Source organism: Pedobacter glucosidilyticus DSM 23534 (assembly GCF_000425145.1).
GTDB classification, from domain to species: Bacteria; Bacteroidota; Bacteroidia; order Sphingobacteriales; family Sphingobacteriaceae; genus Pseudopedobacter; species Pseudopedobacter glucosidilyticus.
In genome coordinates this window covers 1-13,289 of sequence record NZ_KE384313.1, presented here as the reverse complement: position 1 = coordinate 13,289, position 13,289 = coordinate 1, and the positions used below count along the sequence as shown (strand labels likewise).

General features: G+C 32.7%; 14 protein-coding genes. 11 read left to right on the top strand and 3 right to left on the bottom strand.

The window, feature by feature from the left end; genetic code table 11:
• Positions 1–50: 50 nt before the first annotated feature.
• Entirely contained in the window at positions 51–434 is a 384-nt protein-coding gene (locus tag H510_RS0115620; protein ID WP_026905165.1) for a response regulator, read from the top strand.
• A 126-nt stretch (positions 435–560) separates the two neighbouring features.
• Here the strand turns inward: H510_RS0115620 and H510_RS0115615 are convergent, their stop codons facing one another.
• Genes H510_RS0115615 through rlmN form a run of 3 tightly spaced genes read right to left on the bottom strand, consistent with a single transcriptional unit; the run spans position 561 to position 3,742 of the window.
• Positions 561–1,949, bottom strand: a complete 1,389-nt coding sequence (locus tag H510_RS0115615) for a hypothetical protein (protein ID WP_155978016.1) — start codon at positions 1,947–1,949, stop codon at positions 561–563.
• Positions 1,950–1,977: 28 nt separating this feature from the next.
• Entirely contained in the window at positions 1,978–2,673 is a 696-nt protein-coding gene (locus H510_RS0115610) for a ComF family protein (protein WP_026905163.1), read from the bottom strand.
• 13 nt (positions 2,674–2,686) lie between these two features.
• Positions 2,687–3,742 (bottom strand): dual-specificity RNA methyltransferase RlmN, encoded by a 1,056-nt coding sequence (gene rlmN, locus H510_RS0115605; protein ID WP_026905162.1) that lies wholly within the window; start codon positions 3,740–3,742, stop codon positions 2,687–2,689.
• Between the two features lie 131 nt (positions 3,743–3,873).
• Here rlmN and H510_RS0115600 point away from each other — a divergent pair, with 131 nt between their 5' ends.
• From H510_RS0115600 to gatA, 10 genes are all read left to right on the top strand, one after another.
• The gene (locus H510_RS0115600) at positions 3,874–5,037 is read left to right on the top strand and encodes an amidohydrolase family protein (protein ID WP_026905161.1); all 1,164 of its coding nucleotides are present in this window, start codon (positions 3,874–3,876) and stop codon (positions 5,035–5,037) included.
• A gap of 54 nt (positions 5,038–5,091) precedes the next feature.
• On the top strand, positions 5,092–5,367 hold the full coding sequence (locus tag H510_RS0115595; RefSeq protein WP_026905160.1) for an acylphosphatase: 276 nt from the start codon (positions 5,092–5,094) through the stop codon (positions 5,365–5,367).
• 2 nt (positions 5,368–5,369) lie between these two features.
• Positions 5,370–6,851 (top strand): lipopolysaccharide biosynthesis protein, encoded by a 1,482-nt coding sequence (locus tag H510_RS0115590; protein WP_026905159.1) that lies wholly within the window; start codon positions 5,370–5,372, stop codon positions 6,849–6,851.
• Positions 6,848–7,282 (top strand): dUTP diphosphatase, encoded by a 435-nt coding sequence (gene dut / locus H510_RS0115585; protein WP_026905158.1) that lies wholly within the window; start codon positions 6,848–6,850, stop codon positions 7,280–7,282. The genes H510_RS0115590 and dut overlap by 4 nt, the downstream gene beginning before the upstream one ends.
• A complete protein-coding gene (locus H510_RS0115580; RefSeq protein WP_026905157.1) occupies positions 7,283–9,022 on the top strand; it encodes a tetratricopeptide repeat protein in 1,740 nt (579 codons plus the stop codon). It begins immediately after the preceding gene.
• Positions 9,000–9,782, top strand: coding sequence for a lipoprotein insertase outer membrane protein LolB1 (gene lolB1 / locus H510_RS0115575; RefSeq protein WP_026905156.1), 783 nt, complete (start codon positions 9,000–9,002; stop codon positions 9,780–9,782). The genes H510_RS0115580 and lolB1 overlap by 23 nt, the downstream gene beginning before the upstream one ends.
• A gap of 22 nt (positions 9,783–9,804) precedes the next feature.
• Entirely contained in the window at positions 9,805–11,064 is a 1,260-nt protein-coding gene (locus H510_RS0115570; protein WP_026905155.1) for a murein hydrolase activator EnvC family protein, read from the top strand.
• 66 nt (positions 11,065–11,130) lie between these two features.
• A complete protein-coding gene (locus H510_RS20570) occupies positions 11,131–11,436 on the top strand; it encodes a Sec-independent protein translocase subunit TatA/TatB (RefSeq protein WP_051291331.1) in 306 nt (101 codons plus the stop codon).
• 26 nt (positions 11,437–11,462) lie between these two features.
• Entirely contained in the window at positions 11,463–11,624 is a 162-nt protein-coding gene (locus H510_RS0115560) for a Sec-independent protein translocase subunit TatA/TatB (protein ID WP_026905154.1), read from the top strand.
• Between the two features lie 91 nt (positions 11,625–11,715).
• Complete coding sequence (gene gatA, locus H510_RS0115555) at positions 11,716–13,164, top strand: Asp-tRNA(Asn)/Glu-tRNA(Gln) amidotransferase subunit GatA (protein ID WP_342662634.1); 1,449 nt, start codon at positions 11,716–11,718, stop codon at positions 13,162–13,164.
• The last annotated feature ends 125 nt before the right edge of the window (positions 13,165–13,289 follow it).

Genomic DNA, 13,289 nt, shown 5'->3' with positions numbered 1-13,289 from the left:
GGCGTATTTTAAAAAGTAGTTAATGGTTTAAGTAACATCTAAATAGTTAAATGACCTACCAAAAAAAAATATTAATTGTAGATGATAACGATATCAATAAGCTATTGATTAGAAAGATGCTTTCCAGATTTGAATTGGACATGGATTTTGCATCAAACGGACAAGAAGCTTACGATATGATTTTAACCAAAGCTTATGATATTGTTTTAATGGACGTACACATGCCTATTTTAAGCGGCTTAGAGGCTACAAAGAAAATAAGAGCACAAGAAGATTCATATTTTAAAGATTTACCTATTGTAGCGTTAACATCCTGTATCATGCCTACAGATATTGATGAAGTTTATGCATATGGTATGAATGATTATCAGTCTAAGCCCTTTAAAACTGAAGAGCTTCTAGAAAAAATTGAAAGACTTAGACTTGTAAAGTAATACACTCTCTAAAAAAGGAAAAAGCGAAGTCTATTATAGATCTCCGCCTTTTCTTAATCTAAATTAACGCTCTCAAATACTTTTACTGTAAAGCATTATTGAAGGTTACAAGCTTTTTTATTTTTTTTAATCTTCATAACAACCCAAAGTAGAAGGGTAAACTCGGGTTATATTTTTTATATCTTTAGTGAGCTCCAAACTGTAGCTTGTATTGCTTAAATTTATTCCTTTACTTCTGGCAGCACTATTAGTGGTAGTTTTATAATTTCCTTCTCTAGGGTTTATAAAAGTAGGATCTAAGTTTAAGAAATTATTATTGTTAATAGTTGTATTTGAAGCTAGCCCACTACTTCTGATGATATTAGCCTCAAAATTTTGATTAAATATTTGATTATTACCACGTCTGCTAATTTCTAATTCTTCTCTTAATACGCCCCAAATAATATTGTTTTTAAATATCGCATTAAAGTTAAAAGCAGTAGAAGAATTATAACTATGGTCGGCCAGATAAACAGCAGGGGTTGTACGGGCAGTACTAAAGTTATAAGCAGCAAAAGTATTTTGGTAGAACTCATATCTACCACCATTAATGGCGGCTAAAAGGTATTGACCGCAATTAAAAAATAAATTATTATACCCCGTAATATCGCCTTGGTATGCTAATATACCTGCAACTTGATGATTTTTAATAATCGTATTGCTGATTAATATTTTAGGAGTACTATTTCTACTCAAAGAATCAACCTGAACACCAATAATGGCATTTTTTATACAACTATAGTTAATGATATTATTACTAGAAGATGGTAAAATATGAATACCGCTCCATTGCCCAGGCTCGTCTTTATAAATCCTTTCTAACCTATCACTAGCAAAAGCTATGCTGTCTTGTAAAGTCCCGTTTGCAGTAAGCGTACCATGCACCAATAGTTTAGCATCTTTATGAAAATATATCCTTGCCCCGGCAGCTATATTTAAAGTAGCGTTTTTGCTGATTTTGAGTTGATTATAAACGATATAAGGTTTGGATTTCGTGAAAGTCGTATTTTCGGTAATGTCGGTATCTTTTAAGTAGATCGCATTTTGGCCATAGGCTATCAACGGAATCTTTACTTTATTACCGTTGAAAGTACATAAAAGAGAATCCTCTACAATAAAGGGTGTTTCTTGAAGGTTTGGGTTGATAAAAGCTCGAATAAAAACATAAACAGAATCATTCCCTTTTATCCTGATATTTTGAGCTTCATTGGCATTTAGACCATTGATATTGATGCTAAAATTTGATGTATTACCTCCAGATAATTTTAACTCATTAATATTGATGCTGTTAGTATTATAATTGAAGATTTTAAGAATACGTGTAACAGTGCCTCTTTCAGTAAAAACGGTATCAAATAAAATAGAATCGGTTGAGAAGTTTAATCTTAAATTTGGATTTGTGTCTAATACATCATTTTTATTACAAGCTACGGTAAAAAATACTATACTTATCAGTATGTATAACAATTGTTTCATCAAACTCATTTCTTACAAATATCTATATTTAGCTGGCAAATGCAATTCCTGCGATATGAATATCTTGAATGCCAGCATTTTCTAATGCTATAACACAAGCTTCTAGCGTGGCTCCGGTGGTAATGGTATCATCAACCAATAAAACCGATAGGGGTAAGCTATCTTTATGACGAGCTTCAAAGACACTTCTCATATTCAGAAATCGTGATTCTCTTTTCATAAAAATTTGGCTATCTGATGATTTAATACGCTTTAATATATTGTTTATGACAGGTATGCCTAAAGACTCACTTAAACCAATTGCAAACTGTTCACTCTGGTTGTATCCTCTTTTTCTTTGTTTATCGGGATGCAAAGGTACAGGTATTATGGCATCAAGATTCTGGTATTTTGGAGTTGATTTTAAAACTTTGCCATACATTTTACCAAGTTCTATCCCAATCTCTGGATGATTATTGTACTTTAATTGGTGCATAAGTTTTTGTACTTTCCCTTCCTTACTAAAAAATAAATAAGCAGAAGCAGATTTAACATTTACCTTTCCCCAAAACTGTTTTACGAGTTTATTTTCATGGTCTAAATGATAGTTTGTAAAAGGTAATTGGTAAATACAAGATGTACAAATTAAGTACTCTTGATGCAATAATGGAGTGCCGCAGGCATGACAAAGCTTTGGGAAAAATAAAGCCCAAAAATCTTTTAGGTAGAGTTTGGCCAAATTCATGGCCTTAAAATAACTATTTATTTTCTTCTTTTACAGCCAATTGACCACAAGCTGCATCAATATCTTTACCTCTACTTCTTCTAATATTGGTAATGATACCTTGCTTTTTTAAATAATTTGCAAATATTTCGGTTTTATCAACGGCTGCATTCATAAAATCAGCGAAAGCAATAGGGTTATATTCTATGATATTTACCTTACAAGGTACATGCTTACAAAAGCGGGCAAGTTCTTTAGCATCCTCAAGTTCATCATTAAAATTATTGAAGATGATGTATTCATAAGTAACCGGGTTTTTAGTTTTTGCAAAATAATATTTAAGCGCTTCGGCTAAAGCAGCAAGTGAGTTTTGCTCATTTATAGGCATAATCTCATTCCTCTTACTATCATTTGCAGCATGTAAAGACAATGCTAAATTAAACTTAACATCATCATCACCTAGTTTTTTAATCATCTTAGCAATACCAGCAGTAGAAACTGTTATTCTTTTATAAGACATGTTTAAGCCATCTTCTGCTGTAATCCTGTCTATAGATTTTAAAACATTACTGTAATTTAACAAAGGCTCTCCCATACCCATATAAACTATGTTAGACAGCGGAATACCGTAATGCTCTTTCGCTTGTTTATCAATTAAAACAACCTGATCGTAAATTTCATCAGCATTTAAATTTCGCTTTCTTTCCATATAACCTGTAGCGCAAAATTTACAGGTTAAACTACAACCTACTTGAGAAGACACACAAGCAGTCATCCTTTCTGTTGTAGGGATTAAAACACCCTCTATCAAATGTTTATCGTGTAAAATAAAAGTGTTTTTGATAGTTTTATCGGCACTAAATTGAGAAGTATTAACCTGAACAGCATTGATTACGAAAAGTTCGTTAAGTTTTTCGCGAAGAGGTTTTGATAGATTACTCATTTCATCAAAACTAAAAGCAGATTTTTTCCAAAGCCATTCATATACCTGATTAGCTCTAAAAGCTTTTTCTCCCAATGCTAAAAATCTATTTTTTAGTTCATCAAGACTGAGGCTTCTTATGTCTGTTTTATGGATGTTATGATTCATGAATACCTGCAAAATTACAATTTATATTCTCAAAATGAGGTAATAAATAATATTATGGTATAAAGATTGTGCATAATAAAATTGAGTTTAATATTTGTTTAATTAATTAACGTTAAATCCAAAATTTTACAATGAGGAAGTTTACAGCCGATTACATCTACACATTAGAGTCAGAACCACTTAAAAATGGCTTAATTGTAACAGATGACGATGGAAAAATTGTTGCTGTTAATGAATCATTTGATGATAATGACCCAGATATTACCCATTTACAAGGAGCTATAGTACCAGGCTTTATCAATACTCATTGCCATTTAGAATTATCTCATTTAAAGGGGAAAATAAAACCTAAAAGTGGCTTGATTAATTTTCTTAAAGAAGTTATCAATTTGAGAGACAAAGACCATAAAGATGTACACAAAGCTATACAAACGGCTGATAAGGAAATGTGGAAAAATGGTATAGTTGCGGTGGGAGATATTTCTAATACTACTGTAACTGCAAAAGTTAAAGCTCAAAGTCCAATACATTATCATACTTTTATTGAGATGTTAGCTTTAGATCCTGCAAAAGCAGATGAGGCTATTAATAAAGCTATAGATACCGCTGTTAATTTCGAAACTCCAACTTCTATTACACCACATGCGCCCTATACCTTATCAAAAGTATTATTAAAGAAGCTTTATAATTATTGTAAACATACTACTAACCCTATTAGTTTACACAACCAAGAAAGTGATGAAGAAAACAAATTCTATCGTTATAAAACAGGAGATTTTGTGAAGTTTTATGAGGATTTAGACATTAATATAGATTATTTCGCACCGCTATCAAAAAATACAATGCAAACAATTGTTCCTATCTTGCCAGAACAGCAACGTATTTTATTGGTGCATAATGTGTACACCAGCTTAAAAGATGTTTACATGTTAAGGAGATTTACAAAAAATATATTTTGGTGTTTTTGCCCTCATGCAAATCTTTACATTGGCGATAAATTACCTTCTTTTGATTTCTTTAAAAATAGTGACCATCTCATAACCTTAGGTACTGATAGCTTGGCATCAAATCATCATCTTAGTATCTTGGATGAGATGAAGCTTATCCACCAACACAAATCAGATATTTCATTTGATACCTTATTAAGGTGGGCAACCATTAATGGAGCAAAATTTTTAGACTTAGACCAAGAGCTTGGGAGTATTGCGGTCGGAAAAAAACCTGGCCTAAATCTTATATCTCATATTAAAAACAATCATCTTACAGATAAATCAACAGTTCTAAAACTTATTTAATTTGCATAATCCTTTGTAAAAGCTCAATTTAGCATTGTGTTTTGATCAATTTCTATGAAGAAAGCTTTGCAAATTATAGTGAAAGGAAAAGTACAAGGTGTGTTTTTTAGAGATTCTACAAAAGCCGTAGCAGACCAATTAGGGGTTAAAGGAATTGTGAAAAATTTACCTAACGGGGATGTATTTATAGAAGCAGAACTTGACCCTGTTTTTGAGCAAGATTTTTTAGAATGGTGCAAAACAGGGCCTGACGAGGCAGAAGTAACGGCTATAGAAGTAAAAGAAACAGCATTAAAAAACTTCGTTAATTTTGTGATTCTAAAAAGATAAGCTTGTCTGTATTAAGAAAATTTGCTGGTCAAACTGCAATTTATGGTTTAAGTACCATAGCATCCCGTATACTAAATTTCTTTCTTACCCCGGTTTATACACTGGTATACAAACCAGCTGTTTATGGTATTTTTACCACCCTTTATGCTTATGCTTCTATATGCAATGCAGTAATGGCATTTGGTATGGAAACCACCTTTTTCAGATTCATCAATAAAAATAATGGTGATAAAGAAAAGGTTTATAGCAATACTTTTCTGGTGGTTTTATGTTTAGGGCTCTTATTTCTTAGTACAACTTTTTTGTTTCTTGAACCTTTAGCGCATTGGCTACAAGCAGGTAAGCAAAGTTCTTTGGCAGATTATAAGCTCTATATCCAATACTTTATTTTTATCTTATTTTTAGATGCTTTAGCAGTTATCCCATTTGCTAGAGTAAGGGCAGAGGGAAAGCCAAAACGTTATGCCATCATCAAATTTGTTAATATTTTGAGTTTTATCTCGCTGAATTTATTTTTCATTTTTGGCATTCCAATAATCATCAATCAGAAGTTGCCATTTGCTGATGAATTATCGCAGATTTACCATCCAGAATGGATAGGATATGTATTTATTTCTAACTTAATTGCCAGTAGTTTAACACTTTTACTATTGCTGCCAGAGCTGCTAAAACTAAAATTTAACCCTGATAAAAAGCTGGTTTTAGATATGTTTACCTATAGTTTTCCCATTCTTATAGCCAACCTATCTTTTATTATTAATGAAAATTTAGATAAAATCTTCTTAGGACAGTTGTTACCAGCAGTTAGCAGTCAAGAGCAGGTTGGTATTTATGGTGCTTGTAGTAAGTTGGCAATTTTTTTAAGCATCTTCATTAATGCCTTTAGGCTTGGTGCCGAGCCTTTTTTCTTCAACAATGCAAAAAATAGTAACGCTAAAGAAACTTATGCAGCTATTATGAGTTATTTTATCATAGCATTAAGTGTTATTTTTGTTGGTCTGGTAGCAAATATAGAGTTACTTAAATATTTTATTGGCGAGGCTTATTGGGTAGGTTTAAATGTTGTACCTATTTTGTTATTAGGTTATTTAAGTTTAGGGATATATATGAATTTATCAGTATGGTATAAATTATCAGACCAAACAAAATACGGTTTATATATATCTGGTATTGGTGCAATTTGTACCATTGTCCTTAATCTTATATTTATCCCTTTATGGGGATATATGGCATCCGCATGTATATCTTTAACTGTATACTTATTAATGATGGTTTTATCATATTTATGGGGGCAAAAACATTATCCAATACCTTATAAAATAAAAAAGGATACTATGTATATAGGTTTAGCGGTGATCGTTGTATTTATATCTTTTGTATTATTTAAGCGAAATATCATAGTTGGTAATATTTTATTGCTACTTTTCACTACTGTTATTATTTATACCGAGAAGGATACCCTTAAACGCATTTTTAAAATATGAAGATTAATATCATCAATAAATCTAACAACCCTTTACCCAATTATGAAACTGCAGCCTCGGCAGGTTTAGATCTAAGAGCAAATTTAGAAAGCCCAGAATTATTGAAACCTCTAGAAAGAAAGCTTATTCCAACAGGCTTATTTATAGAGTTACCCATGGGGTACGAAGCGCAGATAAGACCAAGAAGCGGTTTAGCATATAAATCTGGTATCTCTATAGTAAATAGCCCAGGTACTATTGATGCAGATTATAGAGGAGAAATTAAAATATTATTGATAAACCTTTCTACCGAAGATTTTGTGATAAACCATGGCGATAGAATAGCACAAATGGTGATAGCCGCACATGAGCAGGCAGAGTGGCTTGAAGTTGATGTCTTAAGTGAAACAGCAAGAGGTGCCGGTGGTTATGGGCATACAGGAGTAAAATAAATGATGAACAAGAAGCATATCTTAATTTTAGTATTAACCTTTACAGGATTGATAAGTTATGCTCAAAAAAATAAGAATAAACCACAAGAGTTTATCGTTATAAGTGGTAAGCAGCTGTCTCAACAAGATAGTAGTTTGGTAGAAAATCTATATTATTCTGGTCTTAAAGAAAAAGTTTCGGATAATTATACATTAGCTGCTGATTTTTTCAAAAGAGCCTTAGATACAGATCCTTTACATCATTTTTCTGCTTATGAATTGGCTCAAATTTATTTTAGGGCTAAAGATTTTGAACAAGCCAAAAATTTTATTCAGAAAGCCATAACCGTAGAAACACAAAACGAGTGGTATTGGTTGCTTTCTTCCAATATTTATCAAGAATTGAAAGATTATAATTTACTTAATTATACCTTAACAGAATTGGTAAAAATAGCTCCTGACAAGATAGAATATCAACTAGATAAGGCTAACACTTTAATGATATTAAAGAAAAACGAAGAAGCCCTAGCTATATATGATACATTAGAACAACAGTACGGCTCAAACCCTGAGATTATAAAAGGTAAGCAAAACATTTTTGTAAGTAAGGGTGATTTAAAGGGGGCAACAGCTCATCTGCAAAAGTTGATTGATGAAAACCCAGAAGAAGTCGTCAATTATATTTATTTGGGCGACTTATACTTTAACAATAGGCAAAAAGATAAAGCACTTGAAGTATATCAAAAAGCGAAAGTTTTAGCACCCGAGAATGCTTATATCAATTTAGCTTTGGCTGATATTTATAATGCTATTGGTAAAAGCGAAGAAGCTTTTAACGAGTTGAGAGTAGCTTTTACTCATCAGGAGTTAGATATAGACCAAAAAATAAAAATTATCATCAGCTATTTTTCTGCTTTTCCAGAGTTAAGAGCAGTTAGGTATGCAGAAACTTTATCCAAAACATTAACAGAAGTACATAATGATGAAGCTAAGGCTTTTGCAATTTATGGCGATGTCTTATTTCAAAAAAACGAACTTGAGAAAGCTAAAATGGCTTATGAAAATGCAGTTCTGTTAAATAAACAAATTTATGTGGTTTGGGACCAATTGATAAGGATAAAACTTGGTTTAAACGATATGGCGGGTGTAGTTAAAGACGGAGAAGAAGCATTAAGTTTATTCCCAAATCAGGCCGTTTTATATGTTTACACGGCTTTAGCTTACAATCAGTTAAAACAAAGTGAAAAGGCTGTAAATTATTTAAATAATGCACTTAATTACGAACTTAATAATGCTTTAAAAGTACAGGTTTACAGTAGTTTAGGAGATGCTTACCAAAGTTTAAAAAAATTTAAAGAATCTGTTGCGGCGTATGAACAGGCATTGGCTTTAGAGCCAGATAATGTATACGCACTTAACAATTATGCTTATTATTTATCGTTAAGAGATGAGAATTTGGAAAAGGCCGAGCGAATGTCATTTCGTTCTAACCAGTTAGAAAAAGATAATTCTTCTTTTTTAGATACTTATGCATGGATATTGTTTAGACAAAAAAAGTATAAAGACGCTAAAGAGTGGATAGAAAGGGCTTTAAGAGTAAGTAATAGTCAAAGTGCCACTATTATAGAGCATTACGGAGATATTATTTTCCATTTAGGAGATAAGGCTGGGGCTTTAGAAAATTGGAAAAAAGCTGCTCAATTAGGCGAGAAAAGTACATTACTACAAAAAAAGATTAATGAAGGCAAATATTTTGAATAACATCATCTTAGTACTGATAGCTTTACTTTTGACAACGGCTTGCCGCACAAAAAAAATAGTTTCAAATACAAATATAGTTGCGATAGAAAAAAAGGCGAAATTTAATTTATCTGATATCAAAAGGAAAGAATTTTCCTTTGAAACATTAGCTGTTAAAGCAAAAGCTAATGTTGATATAGCAGGTAAAAGCCAAGATTTAAGCCTCAATATGAGAATAAAAAAGGGACAAATCATTTGGTTATCGATAACAGCCTTTGCAGGAGTAGAAGTAGCTCGTTTATATGTAACACCAGACAGCGTTAAATTGATTAATCGCATCAATAGCGAGTATACACTTAAACCTTTTGAATTTATTCATCAGTACATAAATTCTGCTATTTCTTATCAGGAATTAGAGGCTTTGTTAACAGGTAATGCTTTGCCTTTTTCATTGGCGACAGGCAGTTCAAAAATTACAGTGGAAAATAAGTTTTTTTACCTAACAGGTAATGATAAAGATCTAAGTTTTAAGCAGCAGTTTAATGAAGTTTTACAGTTGTTACAGCTAGAACTTAAAGATACCCAGACAAATCAAAAATTAGAAGCTTCTTATCAGGATTATAAACCATTAGCCGGAAAAGATTTTCCTTATCAAATTAGATTAAGTTCTACTCTAGAAAATCAAAAAGTAAGTTTAAATCTCAACTATCAAAGTATACAACTTCAGGTACAACAGGATTATCCGTTTAATATTCCTAAAAGATACACCTTGATAGAATAATTTTTTAGATACCTTTGCGAAAATGAAGTACTTTAAAGCCATTATCATATTCTTTTTGCTGGCCATTGGCAGTAACCAATTATTTGCCCAAACCAGAGCAGAGTTAGAGCGTAGAAAAGCACAACTCAATAAAGATATTGAGATGATTAACAATACGCTTAAAAAGACAGCTTCAAGTAAGAAAGTGACTTTACAACAATTAAATGCTTTAAGAGCTCAAATCAGGTTACGTGAGGAAAAAATTAGAACCATAAACTCTGAAGTAAGATTACTAGATGGGCAAATTAATGAAAACATTAATACAGTTAAATCACTTCAATCTCAGTTGCAACAACTTAAAGTAGATTATGCTGCTATGATAAGGTTTGCACAAAAAAACCAGGGTGCATATAGCAAGCTGATGTATATTTTTGCTGCCAAAGATTTTAATCAAGCCTATAAAAGGATGAAATACTTGCAACAGTTTAGCGAGTATCGTATCAAACAAGCTAATTATATAGAAGAGACACAGAATACCTTGAAAGGTAAGATAGCTGTTCTTAATAAAAATAAGCAGGAAAAAGATCATCTTTTATCAGACCAACAAAAAGAAAAAAATAAGTTAGGTAACGAGCAGGCAAACCAAGCCAAAGTTGTTAAAACATTAACATCTCAGGAGAAAAAATTGAAACAAAATTTAGCTCAAAAGCAAAGAGATGCGGCTAAATTAGATAGAGCAATAAGAGAAGCTATCCAAAGAGAGATTGCAATTGCTAAAAAGAAAGCTGAAGATGAAGCAAGAGCAGCCGCAGCAAAAGCTAAGGCAGAAGGTAAAGAGGCGCCAGTTGCAAAATCAAGCAGCGGATCTATTTTATCAGCAACGCCAGAGGCAGCAAAGCTATCAGCAGATTTTGTAAGCAACCGAGGTCGTTTGCCATGGCCAGTAACAAACGGGGTGATAACGGATGGTTATGGAAAGAAAAATGTTGTAGGAAACGTAACATCAGAAAACAATGGTTGGAATATCAGAACCGGAGCAAATGCTTCTGTAAGAGCTGTATTTAGTGGTACAGTGGCCAGAGTATTAGAAATTGCAGGTAAAGGTGTGGTCATGATAAGACATGGAGAATTCTTTACCGTTTATCAAAATTTAAAAACCATTAGTGTGAGTGCGGGCGAGAAAGTAAGTACCAAACAAAGTATAGGTACTGTTGGTGCAGATGATGAAGGCGTTTCAGAAATACATTTTGAACTTTGGAAAGGTATGCAGGCTCAAAACCCGTCACTTTGGTTGGCTAATTAACAATCATTAAGAAAAGCGTTAAAGAATATTTTTTTTATATTTGCGTTAAACTATTAAACATAAAACATGTATTACGGGGTTTTATTATTCTTAAATTTAGGTACTCCAGAAATTATATTGATAGTTTTTGTGGCATTACTCTTATTTGGAGGTAAAAAATTGCCAGAACTTGCCAGAGGTTTAGGAAAAGGAATCAGAGAATTTAAAGATGCTTCTGATGATGTTAAAAGAGAAATTCATAGAAATATTAATACATTAACTGCTGAAGAAGAGTTAAGAAGAGATGAAGCTGCTGCTCAAAAGTCTTCTGTTAACCAACAACCAGATGAGGAAGTTACTTCAACAGAAACACGAGAAACAATTAAACCGTAATTAATCACAACTAAAATATAAACAAAATGGGTCTAGGTGCACCAGAAATTATACTCATAATAGTAGCCTTGTTACTATTATTTGGAGGTAAAAAAATTCCAGAATTAATGAGAGGCTTAGGAAAAGGTGTTAAAGAATTTAAAGACGGACAAAACGGTGTTGAGAAAAAGGAAGAAAAGCCACAATAATTTTCTTAATATCCAAATTATTTATGATTCTTGTAACCTTGAATCTTTTGAAACATACTTACACTCAAAAGATCCAGGGTTTTGTTTTTAAATGATGCTAGCAGAAACTACTTACAACTACTCTAAATTAGAAGATATACAGGCTGATATACGCTCGGGCGTACTAAGGCTAGAAGATTTGGTTACCTTTTATTTAGACCGTATCCAGCAACTTGCTGATCTAAATGCTTATTTAGAGGTTTTTGGAGAAGAAGCGCTAGCACAAGCAAAAGAGATACAAAACAAAATAGATAATGGTACAGCAGGTAAGCTTGCTGGTATGGTTATCGGTTTAAAAGATAATATCTCTTACAAAGGACATCGTTTGGCTGCATCATCTAAAATCTTAGATGGATATGTTGCAATTTATTCCTCAACTGTTGTAGAACGTGTTTTAGCCGAAGACGCTATTATCATTGGTCGCTTAAATTGTGATGAATTTGCTATGGGAGCTTCTAATGAAACCTCTTATTTTGGCCCAGTGAAAAATTTTGCCGATACAACAAAAGTATCAGGAGGTTCATCTGGTGGCTCTGCCGTAGCAGTGCAAGCCAATTTATGCTTAGCTTCATTAGGTTCAGATACTGGAGGCTCTATTAGGCAGCCGGCAGCATTTTGCGGTGTAGTAGGTTTAAAACCCACTTATGCCAGAGTATCAAGATATGGTATTGTAGCTTATGCTTCATCTTTTGATCAAGTAGGTCCTATCACTCGCTCTGTTGAGGATGCTGCTTTGTTGTTGGAAGTAATTGCCGGAAAAGATTTTTACGACAGTACTTCTTCTAAAGAACCTGTACCAGCGTACTCAACTCTTTTAAACAATTCATCAAAAAGGAAAATTGCTTATATAGAAGAAACCTTACACTCTGAAGGTTTAGACCCAGAGATTAAGCAAAATATAGAAGCCCAAATTCAACTGTTACGTAGTCAAGGCCACACCGTTGAACCTGTTTCTTTTGAATATTTAGATTACGTTGTAGCTACTTATTATATTCTAACAACAGCAGAAGCTTCATCTAATTTGGCCAGGTATGATGGTGTACATTTCGGTTACAGAAGTGATTCATCAAAAGATTTAATCAGTACTTATAAATTCTCCAGATCTGAAGGTTTTGGAGACGAAGTAAAAAGAAGAATCATGCTAGGTACTTTTGTGTTAAGCGCTGGTTACTATGATGCTTATTATTCAAGAGCACAAAAAATACGTAGGCTTATCAAAGAAAAAACCGAGCATATTTTAGAGGATTACGATTTTATATTAACCCCAACAACGCCAACTCCAGCTTTTAATATGGGTGAGCAACCTACAGACCCTGTGGTAATGTATTTAGCTGATATTTTTACTGTAGGAGCCTCATTAGCTGGACTACCTGCAATTTCTTTACCATCGGGTACTAATAAAGATGGTTTGCCTTTGGGTATGCAAATTATAGGTAAGCGCTTTGGCGAGGCTGATTTACTATCTTTTTCAAAATATTATTCTGAACTAGATAAAAAGTAGGGTTTGAAGAGATGTGATTTAAATATATGTATATGATTAAACAAATAAGAGGCTGTCTCAAAAAGGCAGTCTCTTTTTGTTTGATAATAATGAGTTAATTTAGTAGATAAATTTCATATTTTTTT